Below are 21,659 nucleotides of genomic sequence, written 5' to 3' on the forward strand. Positions count from 1 at the left end.
CTAAAATAGTCGGCATAAATAGCTGGTCGTTAGCATCTTGAAAGCAAAATCCAATCTGCCTGCGCGCCTGCGATAAAGTCGCCTCTTCCAACTTTTTTCCCTGCACTCTAATCTCGCCCGATTGAGGCATTTTTAACCCGATCAAGTTTTCGAGCAAAGTGCTTTTACCAGCCCCTGTTAGACCGAGTAGAGCTACTCTTTCTCCCGGTTGTAAAGTAAAAGAAATTCCCCGTAATATTGGTTTTTGTTGGGGATATCCGAATACTAAATTTTCTACTTCAATTGTTGGCACGGATTTGAGTTTAGTCAATTTTTATTTACCTCGATTTTAGGATTAAGAGTATTTAACCGCAGACAGCACAGAGACCGCAGAGAGGGGAAGGGAGAAGGCAAAAGGTAGAGGCATGAATTAATCAGTTACCAATTACCAATTGCCCCTTCTAAATTACCACTTACCATAAGAAGCTATTGTTAATCCGGCTGCCATTAAAATTGCTACTGTCAGCCAGAGTCGCTCTTTTGGTGTTGATTTTGAGTCAGCAGGTAAAGCTCCTTGATAGCCGCGAATTAGCATGGCTGCGTGTACCCTTTCTGCCCGATCGAGACTTCGCAAATAAAGCGCTCCGATCATGGAAGCGCTGGCGTAGCGCAGCCATCCTCCGGTACCCGATAAGCCCCGGAGTTGGGCAGATATTTTCATGCGGTTGACTTCGGTCAGCAGGATTTCCAAGTATTGTCCCGTTAACAGTACAATCTCTTGCAAACCTGCTGGTAGGGGTAATCCTTTGAGGGCGATTCCGAAACTGTGGGGCGGCAAAGTTAGCAGAAAACTGTTCATAATTAGCAGGCAAATTAGGGAACGCAGCAACAGAAAACTGGCACGTTCCCAACCTTGGGGCAGCACTAATAAGGAGAGAAAAAGCAATTCTGCTCCCAACAGTTGCGCTAGGGTTCGCACCGGCGCCCTCAGCCAAAATGACCAAAAAAGTGCGATCGCCCCATAAATTCCCAGCCACAGCCAAGCACCAGTCTTCATAAAACCAATGCCGATGACAATTGTCAAAGACAGCCGCAATCGAAAAGGTATGGAGAGTTTAGACATCTTTAGGTTTTACCAACTGAGCAATGCCAAACGCCGCACCGAAGCTGAAGGCAGAGCCTAAAAGTCCAGCAATGCTAGTACCAATAGGCTGTTCTTCTAATCCTTTAACTGTGTAATCTGCTAAAGGAGTAGGATTTTCGATCGCCACAGCTTCTTTATCTTTAAAGCCGTGTTTTTCGGCTACCGCTTCTAAGCCGTCAGGCCAACTTGAAGCAAACAGCGAAAGCACCCCCGAAATTAATAAAACTCCGATTACTGGCACTACCCATTTCTGCAATTGTGGCTGTTGTCCCGGCAGTAAATCCGGCCGCACTTTGACGAGATAAGTTAAAACGCCGCCTGTAATTACCCCTTCGCCAATCCCAATTAAAATATGTACCCCTACCATTGCTGGCAATGCGATATTGAGCGCTACTGTTCCAGAAATTGCCAATTGGATCGCCACACAAATTGAAGCAGCCACGACGCTGAGGCCAGCGGCGATACCTGCAGCTAGGGGCAAACGATTTCTGGAACCTCCCAAAAGTTGCTGCAATGGCTGCAACAGCCACCAGCCAACCCAAATGCCAACTAGCCCCATGTTAAAAATATTGGCTCCCAAGGCGGTGATGCCCCCGTCGGCAAACAAGACGCTCTGAATTATAAAAACTGTGCTCATCGCTAAAGTTGCCGCCCAAGGACTGCCCAAAACGACGGATGCGAGCGCCCCTCCCAACAAGTGACCGCTGGTGCCGCCAGCTACGGGAAAGTTGATCATCTGGGCTGCAAACACGAAAGCTGTAGTTAAGCCCATGATTGGGGCTTGTCGAAGTCCAAGACTGGCGCGGGTTCGATTTAGGGCAACTGCAATTACTGCTGCACTTGCTATGCCGGTGGCAATGGCTACTGGCGGTGAAAGGAAACCATCAGGTATGTGCATCGATCTATCCCAAACGAGAGAACTTCCAACTCTTTAGTCAACTATTTTTTACAAAAATTTAAAACCCCCTCTGGGGGCATTAATGCGATCGAGCGATCGGGGGATTAGTGGCGGGCGAGCGCTTATTTGATATAGATTACCGCCTCAAACACAGAATTTTGAGGATGAGAAATTTTACATTAAATAATCCTGAAGAATTATTCGGATATTTTACCGACCACCCTCACATTGAAGCTTTTTGATAAGAATTATCAATATTTCTTTACAGATTCAACGGCAAAATTGTATTCACCGTCAAGATCAAACAAAAATATTAAAAAAATATAAAGAATAAACAGAAAATCTCTCATTGGATTTATTCTCAACTCTTGAGAATAAATAGCATTAATTTTTTAACGACCGCAGTAGTGAAATTAGCACATAGCTAGTCACAGCAAAAGTATTGCGTGTTCGAGAAACTAAAAAGTCCGAATTATTGCTAGTCAATATAATTACCAGTAAGTTTGCGGTTGTCGATCGCGCCAATGTGCGATCGGCTTTGCCCGCACGAGCTGCATTATCAAGAAACTCAAAATACTAATGCGTTTATTCTCAAGTAATTTTCCGCACAACCTACAGGATGTTTGCCAGTGGTGCAGCACTCAACCCAAGACTCAACTACCGATTTAGTTCCATCTGAATTTCCCAAACAGTTAGATATCGCTCAAGTTTCTGTCTACGGACTTAGCTTTTTATCCGCTGGTTTATTTCTGTTTTTACCTTTAGTTAACCTACTGCATCCGAGTCCTTGGCAGCGGTGGATGGGAACCATTCACGGCATGGGTGCAATGTTGGCATTAGTGGTAATGGTTTATACAGGACATCTAGCATTTCCATTGTTGCGGGGTGTCCCTAAAATCTTGCCGCAAATGCGTACATTAGCCTTTTGGTCAACTCTTTTGAGTTTTTTGGCTATTGCTACTGGCAATTGGGCTTATATGCGGTATCGAGCAGGCATAGATTTCGGCGGAGCTAGAGCAGCGCTGAAAGAAAACTCTCCTCTAGCGCAGTACGTTTTGATGGAATATCACGAATTTAGCGTGCTGTTTACATTGCCTTTAACAGTAGCTTGTGCGTGGATTTTGTGGAACTACGGCAACTCGATTTTAGAAAAGCAAAATCGCCCAGTTTTAACCGCTACCTGCGTGGCTTTGATGGCAATTATGTTTTTCGCAATGGGCGGTATGGTGAGCGGGCTTGGTGTGGCTAAAATCCACGCTTTGTAATTAACAGTTAGTTGACTTTAGCATTAGCAACGGCTAATTACCAATTACCAAAATTAGGATATTTTTACAATGACTAGACTATTATCCCGCCACAATGAGCCGGACAATGAACCTTTATACGGGAAATTTTGGAGGCAATTAAAACACTTCCCCAGCGGTCTAGCTGAAGGATCGGAAACACCACCTAGCGTTTCCGATCCTTCAGCTAGACCGCAGTAATTAGTGCAGCAATTGGTTGTTTTACAATGATGGTGACTCACCACTTGTCAGACACATCGAAAGCCACAGAAAAAATTGTTTGGAATCTCGGCACTTGGATTCCCGGAAGCAAGACAGATAGCGAATTGTGGGGAAATATCGGCAGTTACACAGGCAAAGAAACTATGTTGCTCGTGGGTTGGCTGATCAGTTGGCCAATTCTCCATGCTTTCTGGAAAAATAAGAATGTTAAAAGCCGCACCATATTTTTCTGGATGTTTGCTTTGTTGGTTGCTGCTACAGCTATGTGCTGGCATCCTCTATTTCCCTATTTGCCGTTAACTTAAGTAATGTGAGGTTTGATGATGGAGACAAAAAATAAGCCGCTCCCAGCCAGGAAGATGCACAAAATAGTTTTGGTTAGCGTCGGAGTTTTAACTCTTTTCTTTATGACTTTTCCCATCGCGATGTGGCGCGTTAGCCAAAAAGAAAAGTTTCGCGGTTTTCACGTCAAGTCTTTGACAATTGAGGGGCAAAATCCAGCTAATGCTGTTGCTAATGTTGTTGCTAAGGGGCTGGCCGAACCAGCTATTGCCAGTAGCAGTTCGCTTCCGGCTGCTAATAATTCCTATTTAGCTCTTGACAGCCAAAAAAAGCTGCCTGACAAATCTCCAGAGGTTGTACCTTTCACTAATACGTCTACTGAAACGGCTATTGCGAGTAGCCGTACAGATAAGACTGTCCAAGCTGTACCTGTATCAGCAGGCCAGCAGGAAGTTCAGGCGGTGGATAGAACAAATCAGACAGCAGAAATTACAGATAGCGTAAAACTAGATGAGCTAGCTCTGAAAGTCTACGATCGCATCGATCGAAGTTGGCAAACTAGCCCTACGTTCAATCAAAATCTAGTCTATCGAGTCACTACAAGTCAAGATGGGGCGATCGGCAATTTCGAGCCTCTCAATCAACCAGCCAAGGATTACACTCAAGAAACTCCTTTACCAAATCTGCTGAAATCTTCCGAAACTAGCAACAGTAACAGTGCAGCACCAGTCGCTAAGTTTACTGTAGTGTTTGCTCCTACTGGCACCTTAGAAGTTAACCCGTAACTCACATATAACATCTCTCCGGTAAGGTGCGTCATCAGCACCTTACTTTTCATTTGCAACTTAAATGTGGTATTATAAACAGCGCCCTCGCGGGCCTGCTACTTCTAAAAGAACAAATGAAAGAACTTGACGAGAAAAAAACCCAGGAATTGCTATGCACCATCATGGAATGGGAACTTGCAGGGGTCGTGCGCTATACCCACTATTCACTAATGGTGACAGGGCCAAACCGGATTCCCATAGTGCAGTTTTTTAAAGCACAAGCAACGGAATCCCTACTCCACGCCCAACAAGCAGGAGAAATTCTCACCGGTTTAGAGGGGCATCCTAGTCAGAAAATTGCTCCCATCGAAGAAACCTACAAACACTCGGTGAAAGACTTATTGGAAGAAAGTTTAAATCACGAGAAAAAAGCGCTTAAAAAGTATAAATCTTTACTTGAAGTTGTGACGGACTCCAGCGTTTATTTGGAAGAATATGCCCGCAATCTAATTGGACAGGAAGAATTGCACCAAGTAGAATTGAAAAAAATGCTGCGCGATTATAGTTGATTTAATCATTGGTTATTGGTTATTGGTGAGTTGTTATTTCCAATGACCAATGACCAATGCCCGATGTTCATACCCTCTCCCCGATGCCCAATGATTATAAAAAATGAATTTTAGTGAAGCGCTACCGACTTTTGTAATTACCCTGCGCGAAGGCGTAGAAGCCGCCTTAGTCGTCGGAATTGTACTAGCTTGCCTCAAAAAAGCCGAGCAAAGTTACCTAAATTCTTGGGTTTATGCAGGTGTCGCAGCCGGCATTGCTGCTAGCGGTTTTGTCGGTGTTCTATTCAATGGATTGCTGGCAGTATTATCAACCTCCGAGCAGCCTTACGCACCAGTAATTAAACAGCTATTAGAGGGCGTGTTGGGAATTGTGGCGATCGCAATGCTAAGCTGGATGCTAATTTGGATGACTCAGCAAGCGCGCTTTCTCAAAGCAGAAGTTGAAGGAGCCATTACAGCAGCTTTGACAGAAAATACTAATGCCGGCTGGGGCGTATTTGGCTTAATTTTTATTGCGGTACTGCGGGAAGGTTTTGAAACAGTTATATTTGTCAGTGCTCAGTTTCAACAAGGTTTGAGTCCCGCTTTGGGAGCTTTGGGCGGTTTGACTGGGGCGGCAGTCATTGGCGCGCTACTGTTTAAGTGGGGTGTAAAAATTGATATCCGCCTGTTTTTCAAGTTTATGGGGATTTTGTTGCTGTTAATCGTGGCAGGTTTAGCAGTATCTGCACTCAAACATTTTGACCAAGCCGCTGGGATTTTGTCCCAGATGAATAGCAAGTATGCAGCGATTTGTTTTTATTACGATCGCCTCGCACCAGTCCACTCTTGTATTTTAGGCCCGATGGTGTGGAATGCAGCGGAAATTTTGCCCGATCGGGAATTTCCGGGAGTCGTTCTCAAAGCATTATTTGGATACAGAGATCGACTTTATATCGTCCAAGCGGCGGCTTACACAATATTCTTAGCCACCATCGGGGGTCTTTATTTCCAAAAATTAGGCTCTAAGACGACTATGCCCAGCAAAAATACTCAGCCAGCTCGCTCACAAACTCGCCCTCAGTAGGTATGCAAGCGGTTTGTATCCGTTATTTCGCTGATTCCAGGACGATTAGAAAATCAGCCCCACCTGCAAAAAAATCGCCTTAAAATTTTCAGGTGACGGGATTGATTATTTGACTTTTATCTGATTCTATTAAAATATAGAATATATTTTGTTTTTTTATAAATACTTATATTGATATTATTTAAATCTAGCGTCAACACCCGAAAGAAGTAAGCACTACCCCTCAAAAAAAACTAAATTTTTTTAATAAAAATTAACCTCTTCAAAAAATTAACAGGTCATAGTTAATGGTTAACGGGGTTCTGCAAGACGCGGGCTACCGTTAGGGGATTCTGTCAAGTCGCAGGCGCGCCCTCCAAAAGTTGAGGCTGTTCTTGCCAGTAAAAAATCGGCCCCCAGCAAGATTTTTGGCGAACAGTTTTCTGATATGCGCCCCTAGGGCTTATAATTAGTACAAGAATATTTACAGAGCCCGCAAAGTTCTTAATGAACCTTATAATCCTTAATGAAGCTTAAAATTAAAAAATTGTTCGTTAAAGTTACCTGGAACCCCCAGAAGGCTGTAGGTTCTGCCATTCGGTTAGCGGTGAGATAAATAATGATGCCCCGGATACTTGTTATTGATGATGACGCGGCGATCGCCGAACTCGTAGCCGTCAACCTAGAAATGGCTGGCTACGAAGTCACCCAGGCAGAAGACGGCATCAAAGGTCAGGCACTAGCCATACAACTGCTCCCCGACCTGATCATGCTAGACCTCATGCTGCCTAGAGTAGACGGGTTCACTGTATGTCAGCGTTTGCGGCGTGACGAGCGCACCTCAGACATTCCCGTCTTGATGTTGACAGCCTTAAGTCAAACTCAAGACAAAGTAGAAGGCTTCAACTCCGGCGCCGACGACTACCTGACCAAACCATTTGAACTAGAAGAGATGCTAGCCCGAGTGCGAGCTCTACTAAGGCGCACAGACCGTATCCCCCAAGCTGCCAAACACTCGGAAATCCTGAATTACGGCCCGCTGACCCTTGTCCCCGAAAGGTTTGAAGCTGTTTGGTACGATCAGACAGTCAAACTGACCCACCTAGAGTTTGAGTTGCTGCACTGCTTGCTTCAGCGCCACGGTCAGACAGTCTCTCCCAGCGAAATTCTCAAAGAAGTGTGGGGTTACGACCCAGACGACGACATTGAAACTATTCGTGTACACATCAGACACCTGAGAACCAAGATGGAACCCGATCCCCGCCATCCTAGGTACATCAAAACTGTATATGGGGCTGGTTACTGCCTAGAGTTGCCCAACAACGAGCAAGTAGCTGAAGAAACCAAATCTTCTGCTTGAGCTAGCGTGCCAGATGCAGGAAGCAGTTAAAAATCCCGCTAGAAAAGCCTGAGAACAAATGCTCTCAGGCTTTGTTGTTTGGAGTTTGAGATGAATATGTCAACAAGTAGGCATTAACTCTCTTGATTCGGAAAAAAACAATGCCACACCCCCCTCTAAGCCTACTTTTAGAGAAGCTTGTCCATAGGAAAGTACCGGATTTCTTTTCCCACCTTGTCTTTTTCGAGAGGATTGGATAGCTACTTAAACAATACTCTAGCCATAATACTCTTTAATAATATTATTTATCAATAAATTTTGAGTTATTCCTTTAGCTGCTATTTTTGCTAACCAGAAGCCAAACTCCGCTCAAGCGCCAAAAACAGTCCTAGTCGTGATATAACGAGGTTTTTCCCTACTGATTTACATACCTGAACTCAAATCAGTGAAAATTTTTCTCAAATACCCCTTGACGAAACTACTAAAATTGTTGATTATCTATATCAATAACCTGCGATCGCTTAAAACTCCCCTGACATCTTTCTCAAGAGGTAAATCGCCGTGACCAGCATGGCAAAAAAATCCTTCCCAGCCGAAGGAAAATCATTTCCCTGGTGGGTCGGCAACGCCTGCTTAATCAACCTTTCCGGCCGTTTGCTCAGTACCCACCTCGCCCACGCCGGCCTCATCGTCTTCTTCTGGGGGGGAGCCTATACCCTATTGGAGCTTTCCCGCTTTAACCCAGAATTGCCCATGTACGAAGAAGGCTTAATCCTGTTGCCAAACCTAGCCAGACTCGGCTTGGGCGGGAGTGCAGGAGCCAAAATTTACGAAGAAGGCTTAATCCTGTTGCCAAACCTAGCCAGACTCGGCTTGGGCGGGAGTGCAGGAGCCAAAATTGTCGATACCGATCCGTACTTCGCCCTAACGGCGAAGTACGGATCAGCTCAGCCTTTCTCAGCTTCGGCGGCATCTTTCACTCGCTCACAGGGCAAGCAACCCTCGAAGCAAGAACTTCTTTCTTTGGCTACACATCGGAAGACGCAGACAAAATGACCACCCTGTTGGGCATTCGCCACCTAGTTTTGCTGGGTGTCGCTACCTTATTGTTGGGGGCCAAAGCTATGTATTTCAGTGGTTTATGACTGTCTTTTTCTAATATTTATGTATTGCCACTTTGATTATTTTTGTGGAGTGTGTCCGTAACATTGCCAGAAGGAGCGCATCAAATCAAGCGCTTGTATCCAATTGCTTGTTATGGGGCTTTGTTTAGTAACGACTACCGCCTCACATTTACAGTGCGCCCGTGCGTTGCTTGTACTCAAGATGCGATCGGTTGCACTGACTTTGACCCTAAGACTTGTTTTACCAATGCTTATCAGCAACATTGCTAGAAACTTCACAAAAATTACGTATGAATACCGAAAACTACTTTTTCAGTACCACTTTTACGAAGGGGGATAGATGGCTAACAGATTACCCTTAAGTAAAGGGTAAGTCGAGAATTAATGGATTATGACGGGAAATACACTTTAGGAGAATCTAAAAAAGAGCGCGAATAAATAACAGATAATCCACTAGAAGCCTCGTTCAAGTTTTTTATTATTGGCGACATGAATTTATACAGTGCTAACTCACTCAAAGTCGAACTAAACCAGAGAGGTTGCCGCCTAACTCCCCAGCGAGAAACTATTTTGAGCGTCTTTCAAAATCTGCCACAAGGCAATCATTTAAGTGCGGAAGAGTTATACAGGGCCTTACAGCATAAAGGAGAACGAATAGGCCTGTCTACTGTCTACCGAACCCTGCATTTATTAGCAAGAATTGGAATTTTGCGTGAACTAGAATTAGCAGAAGGTCACAAACACTACGAACTGAATTTTCCCGAATTGCACCACCACCACCACCTGGTTTGCATTCAGTGTCACAAAACCTTTGAATTTAGTGATGAATCCATTTTAAAAATTGGCAAAAAGCAAGTTGAAAAAGCTGGGGTCGAACTGCTTGACTGTCAATTAACTGTGCGAGCTGTTTGTTTGGAAGCTTTGCGGGAGGGATGGCCTTCTTTGCTGCCGAGTAATTGGTTGTGCCCGAGATATCATTCAAAAATTGAGGAGGAAATTAGTTGAGTTGGATGAAATACATTTGGGTAATGGGGAATTAGTAATTGGTAATTGGTAATTGGTCACTATTGAACTCAGGTAGGGCAATCGCGTTGCAAGTAATGCTAGCAAAGTGATTCTTAGGAAAGCAATCTCACCTATTAAAAAGTCGCCGTCTTTCCCTTCCCCTTAATACCGCTGCAAGGAATGTTAGCGAAGAAATTATTAGGAAAGCAATCTCACGCATTCAAAACTTGCTGCATTTCCCTTCCCCTTCCGTCAAGCAACCTCAGAATCGCCACGTTGGTGTTCCATCCGAAATATGTTAGCGTACAAACTAGCCACAATCTGTTTGCCTTCCTGCGTCAACTGCAAGTAACCTAGAGATTCGCTGATGTGAGGATAAATGCCACTCCAGTAAAACTTAGAGTAGCTTTGCAGCAAGTCGCCCGGATGTCGATAGCCCAAAAGTTTAGTAGCACCGCTTTCTTCCAACTCGTAAAACAGTGCGCCAATTTTCTGCAAATATTGCGGGTTGCTGAGCTGACCTATCAAATCAGCACCGCGCACTAAACTAGAGTAATTAACTGCATCCTCGTCAATGTTACCGTCAAGCACCGAGAAACGAGTCTGTTCTATATTCTGCTTAATTATCTCCGCATTAATTAGCTTGTGGTTGCCGAAGCGCTCGTCAATGAACAATTTAGCTCTGTCAACTCGGTAAGGAGCTAGGCTGGCAGCCGTTGCACCGGGAGCAAGTGCAATTCTCATGCCATCTTTTCCCGTAGCATACAATCCTTCTGATTCTTGGTCTTGCCGGCAAACTCCTTTGACATATCCGATGTCTTGACACAGCAAAGAAATGATGAAGTGCAACCAATCTTCGCAGGAAACTCCGCCCTTGCGAATGTGTTTTCCCCGCAAGATTTCTTGACCGACTAAGCTAATGCAAATGGCGTGTTCTACATTATGATAAAGAGCGTCGCTGTTGGCGATGTTTTCTAACGCCATTGCCCCCACCCAGGCAATAATGTCAGCATAGTCTGATTTGTAGCCTCCATAAGTGCGGCTGTAACCGTTCTGAAGTTGTTCTATGAAAGCCTCAATCAGCAGTTCTGTAGAATTAAACATACCCTGTCCTTTTACCTTAATATTTACTTTTAATAGCGGTGCATCTATTGGGGAATCTTCTAATTTTATGGAGGATATTTTAGCTTACAACTCATGCACCCCGTGTGGGTTGTTCTCTGTGGGTGGCAATCTCAAAACTCATTGACGCAGCTACGCCCGGGGAGTCACCAACCAATCTCGCGCCATGAATCAAAATTCCCAAGTAACTCAGTCCATCACTGACACCCATCCCCGCCGTACTGCATACAGCAGCCTGCTGACAATTTTTCGCTCCTCTGAACTTTTTAAACTGTGAGAATTAATTGCGTATTGAATTTGCTGGAACACAGTCCGATCGATCTTACCGGATTTCCAAATATTCAAGTAAAGTTCGGAAATTTTATATTCAGGTATATAAGCTTTGGTAGTCATCTGCCGTAAACTCAATGTATATTTCTTATTGTCCGGCAATTTTAGATAACTTTATGTGATGTAGATCGGCTATAGACTGTGATGCGATCGCAGGCTGGAGTTAATGCGCCTTTCCTCACAATGGTAATTTGATCGAAAAAGCGCGATATTGCGATCGTTATAAATTTTGCTGACGGCTGTGAAAATCATCATAGTTGCGCCTAAATTATAGGATGTCACATACCATTCTCCCGTTGCGCTCGCCCTCTCCCAACTTGCAGCAAGGAAGGAAGTTCGATCGCGGGTCGCGCAAATTTCTTGCCAAAGAAACTCGCGTCGTGTACAATACAGAGTCTGGTATCCTCACTTACCCATAATTATTTTCATTCATCCCGTCCCCCCAGAGGGGAAGGGACTTTCAGTGCGGATACAGCCAAATCACTATATTCAGCAAAAAGCTAGAAATGCCGTAACTCATGCCCACTATTCAGCAACTCATCCGTTCAGCACGGGAACAAACGCAGAAAAAAACCAAATCGCCAGCTCTCAAGAGTTGCCCCCAGCGCCGCGGAGTTTGCACCAGAGTGTACACGACCACACCGAAAAAACCAAACTCGGCGCTGCGGAAGGTGGCTCGGGTACGGCTGACCTCTGGTTTTGAAGTCACCGCCTACATCCCAGGGATCGGTCACAACTTGCAAGAACACTCGGTAGTAATGATCCGGGGCGGTCGGGTAAAAGATTTGCCCGGAGTTAGATACCACATCATTCGGGGTACATTAGACACCGCTGGGGTGAAAGACCGCAAGCAGGGTCGTTCCAAATACGGGGCCAAGCGTCCTAAAGAGAAAAAATAACACGGAACTCGCCCGATCGTCGGGGTTGGGAAGCAAAAATAAATTCGATCGCGCCGCTCAATTGCACGCTCGATTGTCATAAATCCAGATGTGATCCCAAAACCCCAAACTCAATCATTCAAAATCAAAAATCCCAAATAGAACTATGTCTCGCCGCACAGTTATTCAAAAACGTCCAGTTCCACCAGATCCAACCTACAACAGCCGGTTGGTAAGCATGATGGTGAGACGGATCATGCAGCACGGCAAAAAATCCGTTGCCTCCAGTATCGTCTACGACGCCCTCAAAACCATCCAAGAACGCACAGGGGCTGAACCGTTAGACTTGTTTGAAAAAGCAGTCAAAAACGCAACACCCCTGGTCGAAGTCAAAGCCCGCCGGGTAGGTGGCGCCACCTACCAAGTGCCGATGGAAGTGCGTTCCGATCGCGGTACTACACTCGCCCTCCGCTGGCTGATCAGATTTGCCCGCGCCCGCACTGGCCGCTCGATGGCAGCCAAGCTAGCCAACGAACTGATGGATGCAGCTAACGAAACAGGGAGTGCTATTCGCAAGCGCGAAGAAACTCACCGCATGGCTGAAGCTAACAAGGCTTTTGCTCACTACCGCTACTAACTGCAACATCGGGCATGGAGAAGAGCGCGATCGTGCGGTATAAAAGCATCGGGTGAGAAATTGGAAAGTGTAAGTTTTGAGTGTTGAGATTGCTTCTCTTGGCGCAGTTGCGATTGGTGAAGCAAACTCAAAACTCCGAAAATCAAAATTCACGCACTCAAAATTCACGCACTCTCTGAATCCTCCATGTCGCATCCTTAATATTTTTGTAAACAAATCTTGCAAAAAATATTAAAATGTAACAATAAGCTCCAGAGACTTTTGTAAGTCGCTGGGGAGTGCAAAATAGGGTTACTGTGTAGTATAATAGTATTATAACAGCAACACAAGATTAAGGAGGTAGCTGTGGCACGTACCGTCCCGCTAGAAAAAACTCGCAACATCGGCATCGCAGCCCACATCGACGCGGGCAAAACAACAACAACTGAAAGAATTCTGTTCTATTCAGGCATGGTTCACAAAATGGGTGAAGTGCACGAGGGAACAGCAGTCACTGACTGGATGGAGCAAGAGCGGGAGCGGGGAATTACGATTACTGCCGCTGCTATCACCACCAGTTGGAAAGATTACAAAATCAACATCATCGACACTCCCGGACACGTAGACTTCACGATCGAAGTCGAACGCTCGATGCGAGTGCTCGACGGAGTGATCGCAGTGTTCTGCTCGGTAGGGGGAGTGCAGCCGCAATCCGAAACAGTGTGGCGACAGGCCGATCGGTACAAAGTACCGAGGATAGTGTTCGTCAACAAAATGGATCGGATGGGGGCAAACTTCTACAAAGTCTACGGCCAAATTCGCGATCGCATGAGAGCGAACGCCGTACCCATCCAAATTCCGATCGGCAGTGAAGAAAACTTCCGGGGAATTGTAGACTTAGTGCAAATGAAAGCCTATATCTACAATAACGACACGGGAACCGACATCGAGGAAGTAGAAATCCCCGATGAAGTAAAGGATCTAGCCGTAGAATACCGCACCAAGCTGATCGAGTCGGTAGCAGAAACCAACGACGCCCTCACGGAGAAATACCTTGAAGGCGAAGAGTTAACGGAAGACGAAATCCGCTTGGCCCTGCGTCACGGCACTGTCGAAGGTACGATCGTCCCCATGTTGTGCGGTTCGGCCTTCAAAAACAAAGGTGTCCAGTTGTTGTTGGATGCAGTCATCGACTATCTGCCGTCGCCCTTGGAAGTTCCTCCCATACAAGGACTCCTGCCCAACGGCGACACAGCAGAGCGGTTTGCCGACGACAACGCCCCGCTGTCAGCTCTGGCATTCAAAATCATGGCTGACCCCTACGGTCGCCTGACCTTTGTTCGCGTCTACTCCGGTATCCTCAAAAAAGGAACCTACGTCCTGAACTCCACCAAAGACAAAAAAGAGCGGGTTTCTCGCCTAATTGTACTCAAAGCGGACGATCGGATAGAAGTTGAGGAACTCCGAGCCGGAGACTTGGGAGCAGCCTTGGGTTTGAAAGACACCTTCACCGGCGACACCCTCTGCGAAGAAGGAGCGCCAGTGATTCTGGAATCTCTGTTTATTCCAGAGCCAGTCATCTCGGTGGCTGTCGAACCCAAAACCAAACAAGACATGGAGAAGCTCTCCAAAGCCCTCCAGTCGCTCTCGGAAGAAGACCCCACCTTCCGAGTCAACGTTGACCCAGAAACCAACCAGACAGTCATCGCCGGTATGGGCGAACTGCACCTGGAAATCCTGGTTGACAGGATGCTGCGGGAATTCAAAGTAGAAGCGAACGTGGGTCAGCCACAAGTAGCCTACCGTGAAACCATTCGCAAATCCGTCCGCGCCGAAGGTAAATTTATCCGCCAAAGTGGCGGTAAAGGTCAGTACGGTCACGTCGTGATCGAACTAGAACCCACCGAAGTCGGAAGTGGCTTTGAATTTGTCTCCAAAATTGTTGGTGGCACTGTACCCAAAGAGTACATCGGCCCAGCAGAACAAGGGATGAAAGAAGCGTGCGAATCAGGTATCGTAGCAGGATATCCCGTGATTGACCTCAAAGCTACTATGGTAGACGGGTCTTTCCACGACGTAGACTCCTCAGAAATGGCATTTAAGATCGCCGGTTCAATGGCGATCAAAGAAGCCGTGATGAAGGCGTCGCCAGTGCTGCTAGAGCCTATGATGAAAGTAGAGGTTGAAGTTCCCGAAGATTACATCGGGAACGTCATCGGAGACCTCAACTCGCGTCGGGGTCAGATCGAGGGTCAAGAGACGGATCAGGGGATAGCCAAAGTTTCTGTAAAAGTTCCACTAGCAGAAATGTTTGGTTACGCCACCGACATCCGCTCGAAAACTCAAGGTCGAGGCATCTTCACAATGGAATTCAGCCATTACGAAGAAGTGCCGCGAAACGTGGCTGAAGCCATTATCGCTAAGAACAAAGGGAACTAATGATTTTAGATTTTAGATTTTGGATTTTGGATTGAATCCAAAGTCTAAAATCTAAAATGTTAAAATCTAAAATCGCTAAAAGAAACAAGGAACAAATCGAGAATGGCACGCGCAAAATTTGAACGGAATAAACCCCACGTAAACATCGGCACGATCGGTCACGTTGACCACGGCAAAACAACTTTGACCGCCGCGATTACGATGACTCTCTCTGCACTAGGTCAAGCAAAGGCTAAGAATTACGCCGACATCGACGCTGCGCCCGAAGAAAAAGCACGGGGTATTACGATTAATACTGCTCACGTTGAGTACGAAACAACAGGTCGGCACTATGCCCACGTAGATTGCCCCGGACACGCTGACTATGTGAAAAACATGATCACCGGTGCAGCTCAAATGGACGGCGGCATCCTAGTCGTGTCAGCGGCAGACGGCCCCATGCCTCAAACTCGCGAACACATCCTGCTAGCTAAGCAAGTTGGCGTTCCCAGCCTGGTTGTCTTCTTGAACAAAGAAGACATGGTGGATGATGCTGAACTGTTGGAATTGGTAGAACTGGAAGTTCGCGAACTTTTGAGCTCTTACGATTTTCCGGGCGATGACATCCCCATCGTCACAGGTTCGGGATTGAAAGCTCTCGAAGCGATGCTTGCTAATCCCAAGACTGTCAAGGGCGAAAATGAGTGGGTTGACAAAATCTACAAGCTGATGGAAGAAGTAGATGCTTACATCCCCACCCCAGAACGCGAAGTTGACAAGCCTTTCTTGATGGCAGTTGAAGACGTATTCTCGATTACAGGTCGGGGTACTGTCGCCACAGGCCGGATCGAACGTGGAACTATCAAAGTCGGCGAAACAGTCGAATTGGTAGGTCTTAAGGACACTCGCAGCACAACGGTGACGGGTGTGGAAATGTTCACCAAGTCTCTGGAAGAAGGTTTGGCCGGCGACAACGTGGGTCTACTGCTGCGGGGGATTTTAAAGGCGGATATTGAACGCGGAATGGTGATTGCCAAGCCGAAAAGCATCCTGCCTCACACTCAGTTTGAATCTGAAGTGTACATCCTGAAGAAGGAAGAAGGCGGCCGGCACACGCCCTTTTTCTCTGGGTATCGCCCTCAATTCTACGTCCGTACCACTGACGTGACCGGCACGATCGCACAATTCACGGCTGATGACGGTACTGAAGCAGAAATGGTGATGCCCGGTGACCGGATCAAAATGACTGTTGAGTTGATTCACCCGATCGCGATCGAACAAGGAATGCGCTTCGCTATCCGCGAAGGCGGCCGCACCGTCGGCGCCGGCGTTGTTTCCAAAATCCTCAAGTAGGACTCCGATAACAGCTTAAATAGCAGAAAAGCCACCAAATTCAATCAGGCTTTTCTGCTATTTAGTGATTAGTTATTACTCATGTTGATGCAGTTAGCAGTTAGCCCAAAAACAACTGCAAACAGACAACAAACAAAAAACTGAACCTAGAAAATTCAAGAAACAAAAATGGCAACAATTCAACAGCAAAAAATTCGCATTCGCCTCAAAGCTTTCGATCGCCGGATTCTAGACGCATCCTGCGAAAAGATTGTAGATACAGCAAATCGGACAGCAGCCACAGCGATCGGTCCGATTCCCCTACCGACAAAACGGCGGATTTACTGCTTGCTGCGATCGCCCCACGTAGACAAAGATTCTCGCGAACACTTTGAAACCCGCACGCACCGCCGGATTATTGACATTCACCAGCCATCGGCCAAAACAATTGACGCTTTGATGAAACTGGATTTGCCAGCCGGCGTAGATATCGAAGTCAAGCTGTAGATTGACTTATCGAAAACTCGGAAAGAAGGAACAAAGATTAAATAAATTGTTCCTTCTTTTTGTTGAAATTTCCCTAGTCATTAGTTATAGCAGAAGGAAGAAGGAAGCAGGAAGAAGGAAGAAGGAAGAAGGAAGAAGGAAGAAAATCAATCGTTTCAGCCATTAACAACGTCCTAACCGTCTTGGCAGTTGCTATATGAGTTATTAGTTATTAATCAGCAATAATTTTTGCTCCGGCACTAACTTAAATAATTATTCTTAATTAAGGGGGGCTCACTACAAAAACCCTCCTTTAGCAGTCTCTATCATCACCTTCCGCAGCACTGAGTTTAGCAAAAAGGTATATTTAACATTTTGACGAAATAACGCCTTTGTCAAGCTGCCTCCACGGGAGATAGCGAGCCGTCGATCCCGTTGCGATCGAAAAAGCCCGATCGCTCCTGCCCCGGAATTGCCTTTAATCAGTTAAAGTAAGAAAAATAAGCGCAAGTACCGTCACTTTTGAGCGACAATGGCATCCTCTTCCTCTGTAGCAGTTCGCGAACTCCCCTTATTTCCTTTGCCGGAAGTGGTTCTATTTCCAGGTAGGCCACTCCCGCTGCAAATCTTCGAGTTTCGCTATCGAATCATGATGAATACGATTCTGGAAGGCGATCGGCGTTTCGGTGTGCTCATGTGGGACCCCAACCAAAACAAAGTCTCTGCCGTTGGCTGTTGCGCCGAAGTGATTCACTGTCAGCGCCTGCCCGACGATCGCATGAAAATTATGACCCTCGGCCAGCAGCGGTTCCGAGTGCTCGACGCCGTTCGGGAAAAACCGTATTTAGTCGGTCTAGTAGAATGGATTGAAGACGAACCGCCGCAAAAAGACCTCAGACCCTTGGGAAAAGATGTCGAACAACTGCTGAGAGATGTAGTTCGCCTCTCCAGCAAATTGATGGATCAGCCGATCGACCTGCCCGAAGATATTCCCAGTTTGCCCACCGAATTGTCCTATTGGGTAGCCAGCTACCTTTACGGCGCAGCGACAGAACAGCAAACTCTTTTAGAATTGCAAGATACTGCTGCGAGATTGGAACGCGAAACCGAAATTTTGACTTCTACTCGCAATCACTTGGCAGCGAGGACTGTACTTAAAGATACCCTCAAGTAGCCAATTTTGTAGGAAAAAGCACGATGGTTTGACCTGAAGTGAAAAAAGAATTACACACAAATCATTCGATTTTTGATTTTTGCTTTTCGATTGGCTGATGAACTAAGGGTTTGGATCGCAGCCCTACAGTTCCATTCTTTTTGGGAACTGGCATCTGTTTAATTCTTAACTTCAAACAGGTTCGGATAGGTTCCTTATAGCAGTAAATGCTTGTGTTAGACAATCACGACCAACCGAAACCATACGATGCAGTTAGAGGCGGTCAACTGCCACCTCCTGTGGGCGGTGTAGTGCTCGGCGGACTAGCAGGAGTTAAACATCGGCTGTCTAGTTGTGTCAGCGAACATCGAATCGCCGCCTTGAGAGAGACATTGAATTACGGCGATGCTGGCTTAAAAATAGTCATCAAGATTTGTCAAAGCGAAACAGGGCCAGTGCAGCGGGCGGCCTGCGATTTGCTTCGACAAAGGCTGAATTCGATCGCCCGCGAAAAATTACAGGCTTTTGTAGCTTCAAGTTCAGATGCAGAAGCTGAGTTAGGCAGCACGGAAAAAATATTAAAGCACTCATCCGGTGCAGTCTCAGAAAAAAATTACGATCGGCAAATGTCCGAAGCAGAGTTAATATTTGAGACAATTACGCAGCAAATGCAACCAAGTTTGTTGCTATTAGAAGCACTGGTAGCCTCTGTAGAACGCGAAGAATTTACCAGCGAACTGATGAATCTTTGGGAACTATTAATCTTAGAAATTCAGGAACCTCTCAAAGAACTGCGTCAGGCTGTTGGCAGTGCGATTTCCGCCCAACTGCGGATTCAGTGGCTGTACAATCAAGCTGAATCTCAAGCCAACCAGTGGCAGCAGCGAGCTTTGCTAGCTCTTCAGACACAGGATGAGAATTCAATCCGCCTCGCCGTGGTTCGCCAGCAGGTTCAATTCGATCAGGCTGCAGAACTAAAAATTGATTTAGACTACCAAACTGTGCGAGTAGAAAATCTCAACCGCAACTTGCTGGCTTTGGAAAGTAAGATTGCTCAAGCTAATTCCAAGAAAGAGATCCTCAAGATGCAGCTTCATTTTGCTAAGGTACAGCAGCAAATAGACTTCACTTTCAGCCAAGTCAATAGTATATTTTTTAGTCCTTAGTTGTCGGATTCTCCGGTTATATATTGCGTTATCTCAAACTTGTCTGACGCAAAAATGTATTGCCCCACTTAAAATTGCCTCATCTAACTTAGCTCCTTCCAGATTAGCCCCGCATAAAAATGCCCCGCTCAAATTAGCACCGCTCAAATCCGCTCCTCTCAAGTCTGCGCCCTCAAGGTTACTTTCACACAAAACAGCGTTTCTCAAGTTGGCTTTGAGCAGACTCGCTCCACGCAGTTTTGCCTCACTTAGATTTGCTTTCTCGAGGTTTGTATTGTCCAAGCAAGCATCTATGAGGTTTGCTTCCATCAGGTTTGCAGCGTACAATGAGGATCGGCTCAAATCAACACCGATCATTTTCGTGTCGCTCAAGTTGGCGTTTTTCAGTTTTGCCTCAATCAGGTCAGCTCCTGTTAATCTTGCGAAACTTAAATCGGCTCGGCTCAGGTTGGCCCCATTGAGTTTTGTCATCACCAGGCAAGCATTCTTGAGGTTGCTACCTATTAAGTTTGCCCCCATTAGGTTGGCCAAGGCAAAATTTATTTCCTTCAGATTGGCGCAGGCTAGATTAATATGAATTAGGAAAGCTTCTCGCAAAGAAGCTTCTTTCAAGTTGGTTTCATGAAAATTTCTTTCTCCGGCTGCGTATCGCTTGAGAAGTTCATCAGCATTCATCTCACCAGCCTCCTAAGTTTTACTTAAAAATAAATTATACTACTGACAGTACATTGTAGCAACCAAATATTTTTAAAGTTTCTGTGTGATTTTTTAATTCTTCCAGTGCAGATCGAACAAATGCTTGGCAGGCGTTAGCCTCAACGTCCATAAAGAAAATATATTCTCCGAGCGATCTTTTAGTCGGTCTAGATTCAATCCGACTTAAATTAATACCCCGACTGGCAAATACTTGCAAAGGTTTTACCAGTGCTCCGGGCATATTGGCAGGTACGCTAAAAGCTAGTGAGGTATGGGTGCAATTAGACGGTGAAGCATCGAGGATCAACTTAGAAGCAGATTGTGTAATGGATTTAATGGATGAGATACCCCCGGGTTCTACGTTGGCGATTTCTCCCCCACTCCTGCTGAGTACCCAAAATCGAGTGTAATTATCGGGATAATCATTAATGGGTTGAGCCAACACTGGCAAATGGTAAATTTCAGCAGCTCTTGGCGAAGATATCGCTGCTACATTTCTATCTTCCAGATATTGCAATGCTTCCGTGGTAGAATTCGCCGGAATTAATTGAGCTGAGGGAATAAACTGCCCCAACCATACCTGACACTGAGCTAGCGCTTGCGGGTGAGAGTAAACTTTTTGAATCTCGTTAAAATTTTTAGCATTAGACACCAGCGCGTGGGAAATTGGCAAAACTAAGGCGTGTTGAATGCGGAGTTGATCGAGTCGCCACAGTGTATCTAAAGTGACAGTCACGCTGCCTTCGATCGAATTTTCGACGGGTACAACTGAATAGTCAACCTGCCCTACGGCAGATGCCTCTAGCGCTTGAGAAATGGTGGAATAAGGACACAGGGTGCATTCCAAGTTAGTTTCCAGGCTCAACCAATTGACATAAGCTAGAGCTGCTGTTTCTGCATTTGTACCAACAGGGCCGAGATGTGCGATCCTCTTCGAGGGCTTCGCTAACGAAATTTTCATTTAAAGGCAATTTTAGGTTACAAAAGTTTGCTTGACTCTCATCAGCTAGGAAGTATGATGAAAAATTAGCGACGTCCCGAAAGCTTTTATCAGTGAGATCTCGGATGACATTGCTGGGCGCGCGACTTAGTTCGCTACGTATGTCACCTTAAAAAAGGTGATAGTTTATTAAGATATGCTTAGGAATCCTATATTTTGATATTTTCTCATGTACACCCGCTTTAATTCTTCCCAATCCGTTGAGATCGCCGTACCAGAGGAACGGGTTCCCATTCAACATTATCTGCGCCAGCCGAGGCGACTGGTGAACGCCCTTGTCGATCGAAGTCGCACAGAGCAGCTAAGCGATGACTGTTTCCGCCTCAAAATGCGACCGTTACAATTTATGATGCTGAGCATTCAACCCACAGTAGACATGAGGGTGTGGGCGGAGTCGGACGGCACAATCAATTTGGAGTCCGTCGCTTGCGAAATTCGCGGCGTGGGTTATATCAACGATCGCTTTGCTCTCAATCTCAAAGGGCAGCTTTGTGTTCACCAAAGCAGCGGGGTAGCATACTTGAAGGGAAAAGCGGATTTGGAAGTACAAGTAGAGTTACCGCCGCCGTTTTGGGTGACGCCCAAACCCATTTTAGAAGCAACCGGGAATGCTTTGCTCAAGAGCGTACTGCTGAGTGTCAAACAGCGGTTGATGCACCAGTTGCTCTCCGATTATCGCCACTGGGCAAGCAGCGAAAGTGAGCTAATATCGATCGATCTCCCCCCAATCTTATCTTTAGAAGGGTGAAATCCTACTAGAGAAGCTGTTAATTAATGTATAGGGATATTTGACCAAAATCACACC

At 45.9% G+C, this 21,659-nt stretch carries 25 protein-coding genes; 18 read left to right on the forward strand and 7 right to left on the reverse strand.

Annotated elements, in window-relative coordinates; all coding sequences use genetic code 11:
• The 3 genes from QUA38_RS08860 to QUA38_RS08870 form a co-directional block, all read right to left on the reverse strand.
• On the reverse strand, window positions 1-310 hold a 310-nt coding region (locus QUA38_RS08860; protein WP_333160957.1), incomplete at its 3' end, for an ATP-binding cassette domain-containing protein.
• Window positions 311-445: 135 nt separating this feature from the next.
• Window positions 446-1,102, reverse strand: a complete 657-nt coding sequence (locus tag QUA38_RS08865; RefSeq protein ID WP_333160959.1) for an energy-coupling factor transporter transmembrane protein EcfT — start codon at window positions 1,100-1,102, stop codon at window positions 446-448.
• Window positions 1,095-2,021 (reverse strand): energy-coupling factor ABC transporter permease, encoded by a 927-nt coding sequence (locus tag QUA38_RS08870; protein WP_333160961.1) that lies wholly within the window; start codon window positions 2,019-2,021, stop codon window positions 1,095-1,097. Before QUA38_RS08870 ends, QUA38_RS08865 begins: the two co-directional genes overlap by 8 nt.
• A 629-nt stretch (window positions 2,022-2,650) precedes the next feature.
• Here QUA38_RS08870 and QUA38_RS08875 point away from each other — a divergent pair.
• From QUA38_RS08875 to QUA38_RS08915, 9 genes are all read left to right on the forward strand, one after another.
• The gene (locus QUA38_RS08875; RefSeq protein WP_333070590.1) at window positions 2,651-3,286 is read left to right on the forward strand and encodes a hypothetical protein; all 636 of its coding nucleotides are present in this window, start codon (window positions 2,651-2,653) and stop codon (window positions 3,284-3,286) included.
• 263 nt (window positions 3,287-3,549) lie between these two features.
• Entirely contained in the window at window positions 3,550-3,831 is a 282-nt protein-coding gene (locus QUA38_RS08880) for a hypothetical protein (protein WP_333160963.1), read from the forward strand.
• Window positions 3,832-3,885: 54 nt separating this feature from the next.
• Complete coding sequence (locus tag QUA38_RS08885) at window positions 3,886-4,593, forward strand: hypothetical protein (RefSeq protein WP_333160965.1); 708 nt, start codon at window positions 3,886-3,888, stop codon at window positions 4,591-4,593.
• A 116-nt stretch (window positions 4,594-4,709) separates the two neighbouring features.
• A complete protein-coding gene (locus tag QUA38_RS08890) occupies window positions 4,710-5,144 on the forward strand; it encodes a ferritin-like domain-containing protein (protein ID WP_332954961.1) in 435 nt (144 codons plus the stop codon).
• A gap of 103 nt (window positions 5,145-5,247) precedes the next feature.
• Entirely contained in the window at window positions 5,248-6,210 is a 963-nt protein-coding gene (locus QUA38_RS08895; RefSeq protein WP_333160967.1) for an FTR1 family protein, read from the forward strand.
• Window positions 6,211-6,811: 601 nt separating this feature from the next.
• Window positions 6,812-7,549, forward strand: coding sequence for a response regulator transcription factor (locus tag QUA38_RS08900; RefSeq protein WP_333072153.1), 738 nt, complete (start codon window positions 6,812-6,814; stop codon window positions 7,547-7,549).
• A 549-nt stretch (window positions 7,550-8,098) separates the two neighbouring features.
• A complete protein-coding gene (locus QUA38_RS08905; RefSeq protein WP_333160969.1) occupies window positions 8,099-8,584 on the forward strand; it encodes a hypothetical protein in 486 nt (161 codons plus the stop codon).
• 140 nt (window positions 8,585-8,724) lie between these two features.
• Window positions 8,725-8,922: a hypothetical protein gene (locus QUA38_RS08910; RefSeq protein ID WP_333160971.1), complete on the forward strand. Its 198-nt coding sequence runs from the start codon at window positions 8,725-8,727 to the stop codon at window positions 8,920-8,922.
• Between the two features lie 219 nt (window positions 8,923-9,141).
• Window positions 9,142-9,657 carry a transcriptional repressor gene (locus tag QUA38_RS08915; RefSeq protein WP_333160972.1) on the forward strand — a complete coding sequence of 172 codons (516 nt, stop codon included), beginning with the start codon at window positions 9,142-9,144 and terminating at the stop codon, window positions 9,655-9,657.
• 252 nt (window positions 9,658-9,909) lie between these two features.
• On the opposite strand, the gene QUA38_RS08920 is transcribed toward QUA38_RS08915, so the two are convergent.
• Together QUA38_RS08920 and QUA38_RS08925 are read right to left on the reverse strand one after the other, a co-directional pair.
• Window positions 9,910-10,761 (reverse strand): Npun_R2479 family HD domain-containing metalloprotein, encoded by an 852-nt coding sequence (locus tag QUA38_RS08920; RefSeq protein ID WP_333160974.1) that lies wholly within the window; start codon window positions 10,759-10,761, stop codon window positions 9,910-9,912.
• 207 nt (window positions 10,762-10,968) lie between these two features.
• A complete protein-coding gene (locus QUA38_RS08925) occupies window positions 10,969-11,172 on the reverse strand; it encodes a hypothetical protein (protein WP_015174049.1) in 204 nt (67 codons plus the stop codon).
• Between the two features lie 212 nt (window positions 11,173-11,384).
• On the opposite strand from QUA38_RS08925, the gene QUA38_RS08930 reads away from it, so the two are divergent.
• From QUA38_RS08930 to QUA38_RS08965, 8 genes are all read left to right on the forward strand, one after another.
• Window positions 11,385-11,528: a hypothetical protein gene (locus QUA38_RS08930; RefSeq protein ID WP_333160976.1), complete on the forward strand. Its 144-nt coding sequence runs from the start codon at window positions 11,385-11,387 to the stop codon at window positions 11,526-11,528.
• Between the two features lie 99 nt (window positions 11,529-11,627).
• Entirely contained in the window at window positions 11,628-12,008 is a 381-nt protein-coding gene (gene rpsL / locus QUA38_RS08935) for a 30S ribosomal protein S12 (RefSeq protein ID WP_006632197.1), read from the forward strand.
• 145 nt (window positions 12,009-12,153) lie between these two features.
• A complete protein-coding gene (gene rpsG / locus QUA38_RS08940) occupies window positions 12,154-12,624 on the forward strand; it encodes a 30S ribosomal protein S7 (RefSeq protein ID WP_006632196.1) in 471 nt (156 codons plus the stop codon).
• Window positions 12,625-12,969: 345 nt separating this feature from the next.
• On the forward strand, window positions 12,970-15,042 hold the full coding sequence (fusA, locus tag QUA38_RS08945) for an elongation factor G (protein WP_333160978.1): 2,073 nt from the start codon (window positions 12,970-12,972) through the stop codon (window positions 15,040-15,042).
• A 102-nt stretch (window positions 15,043-15,144) separates the two neighbouring features.
• Window positions 15,145-16,374 (forward strand): elongation factor Tu, encoded by a 1,230-nt coding sequence (gene tuf, locus QUA38_RS08950; protein ID WP_242724596.1) that lies wholly within the window; start codon window positions 15,145-15,147, stop codon window positions 16,372-16,374.
• 168 nt (window positions 16,375-16,542) lie between these two features.
• On the forward strand, window positions 16,543-16,860 hold the full coding sequence (gene rpsJ / locus QUA38_RS08955) for a 30S ribosomal protein S10 (protein ID WP_006632193.1): 318 nt from the start codon (window positions 16,543-16,545) through the stop codon (window positions 16,858-16,860).
• A gap of 511 nt (window positions 16,861-17,371) precedes the next feature.
• Window positions 17,372-18,013, forward strand: a complete 642-nt coding sequence (locus QUA38_RS08960) for an LON peptidase substrate-binding domain-containing protein (RefSeq protein ID WP_006632192.1) — start codon at window positions 17,372-17,374, stop codon at window positions 18,011-18,013.
• A gap of 206 nt (window positions 18,014-18,219) precedes the next feature.
• Window positions 18,220-19,158, forward strand: a complete 939-nt coding sequence (locus QUA38_RS08965; RefSeq protein ID WP_333160980.1) for a PspA/IM30 family protein — start codon at window positions 18,220-18,222, stop codon at window positions 19,156-19,158.
• A 33-nt stretch (window positions 19,159-19,191) separates the two neighbouring features.
• Here the strand turns inward: QUA38_RS08965 and QUA38_RS08970 are convergent, their stop codons facing one another.
• The gene (locus tag QUA38_RS08970; RefSeq protein ID WP_333160982.1) at window positions 19,192-19,833 is read right to left on the reverse strand and encodes a pentapeptide repeat-containing protein; all 642 of its coding nucleotides are present in this window, start codon (window positions 19,831-19,833) and stop codon (window positions 19,192-19,194) included.
• Window positions 19,834-19,867: 34 nt separating this feature from the next.
• Window positions 19,868-20,815: a prephenate dehydratase gene (gene pheA / locus QUA38_RS08975; protein ID WP_333160984.1), complete on the reverse strand. Its 948-nt coding sequence runs from the start codon at window positions 20,813-20,815 to the stop codon at window positions 19,868-19,870.
• A 208-nt stretch (window positions 20,816-21,023) separates the two neighbouring features.
• Here pheA and QUA38_RS08980 point away from each other — a divergent pair, with 208 nt between their 5' ends.
• Window positions 21,024-21,602 (forward strand): DUF1997 domain-containing protein, encoded by a 579-nt coding sequence (locus QUA38_RS08980; protein WP_333160986.1) that lies wholly within the window; start codon window positions 21,024-21,026, stop codon window positions 21,600-21,602.
• Window positions 21,603-21,659 lie beyond the last annotated feature (57 nt).

The sequence above is a fragment of the Microcoleus sp. Pol12B4 genome, assembly GCF_036701385.1.
Classification (GTDB): domain Bacteria; phylum Cyanobacteriota; class Cyanobacteriia; order Cyanobacteriales; family Microcoleaceae; genus Microcoleus.

Coding starts and splice junctions, on each gene's coding strand:
- QUA38_RS08865 (WP_333160959.1), bottom strand. CDS start 1,102: ATGTCTAAACTCTCCATACCTTTTCGATTGCGGCTGTCTTTGACAATT.
- QUA38_RS08870 (WP_333160961.1), bottom strand. CDS start 2,021: ATGCACATACCTGATGGTTTCCTTTCACCGCCAGTAGCCATTGCCACC.
- QUA38_RS08885 (WP_333160965.1), top strand. CDS start 3,886: ATGCACAAAATAGTTTTGGTTAGCGTCGGAGTTTTAACTCTTTTCTTT.
- QUA38_RS08890 (WP_332954961.1), top strand. CDS start 4,710: ATGAAAGAACTTGACGAGAAAAAAACCCAGGAATTGCTATGCACCATC.
- QUA38_RS08895 (WP_333160967.1), top strand. CDS start 5,248: ATGAATTTTAGTGAAGCGCTACCGACTTTTGTAATTACCCTGCGCGAA.
- QUA38_RS08900 (WP_333072153.1), top strand. CDS start 6,812: ATGCCCCGGATACTTGTTATTGATGATGACGCGGCGATCGCCGAACTC.
- QUA38_RS08905 (WP_333160969.1), top strand. CDS start 8,099: ATGGCAAAAAAATCCTTCCCAGCCGAAGGAAAATCATTTCCCTGGTGG.
- QUA38_RS08915 (WP_333160972.1), top strand. CDS start 9,142: ATGAATTTATACAGTGCTAACTCACTCAAAGTCGAACTAAACCAGAGA.
- QUA38_RS08920 (WP_333160974.1), bottom strand. CDS start 10,761: ATGTTTAATTCTACAGAACTGCTGATTGAGGCTTTCATAGAACAACTT.
- QUA38_RS08925 (WP_015174049.1), bottom strand. CDS start 11,172: ATGACTACCAAAGCTTATATACCTGAATATAAAATTTCCGAACTTTAC.
- QUA38_RS08930 (WP_333160976.1), top strand. CDS start 11,385: ATGTCACATACCATTCTCCCGTTGCGCTCGCCCTCTCCCAACTTGCAG.
- rpsL (WP_006632197.1), top strand. CDS start 11,628: ATGCCCACTATTCAGCAACTCATCCGTTCAGCACGGGAACAAACGCAG.
- rpsG (WP_006632196.1), top strand. CDS start 12,154: ATGTCTCGCCGCACAGTTATTCAAAAACGTCCAGTTCCACCAGATCCA.
- tuf (WP_242724596.1), top strand. CDS start 15,145: ATGGCACGCGCAAAATTTGAACGGAATAAACCCCACGTAAACATCGGC.
- rpsJ (WP_006632193.1), top strand. CDS start 16,543: ATGGCAACAATTCAACAGCAAAAAATTCGCATTCGCCTCAAAGCTTTC.
- QUA38_RS08960 (WP_006632192.1), top strand. CDS start 17,372: ATGGCATCCTCTTCCTCTGTAGCAGTTCGCGAACTCCCCTTATTTCCT.
- QUA38_RS08965 (WP_333160980.1), top strand. CDS start 18,220: ATGCTTGTGTTAGACAATCACGACCAACCGAAACCATACGATGCAGTT.
- QUA38_RS08970 (WP_333160982.1), bottom strand. CDS start 19,833: ATGAATGCTGATGAACTTCTCAAGCGATACGCAGCCGGAGAAAGAAAT.
- pheA (WP_333160984.1), bottom strand. CDS start 20,815: ATGAAAATTTCGTTAGCGAAGCCCTCGAAGAGGATCGCACATCTCGGC.
- QUA38_RS08980 (WP_333160986.1), top strand. CDS start 21,024: ATGTACACCCGCTTTAATTCTTCCCAATCCGTTGAGATCGCCGTACCA.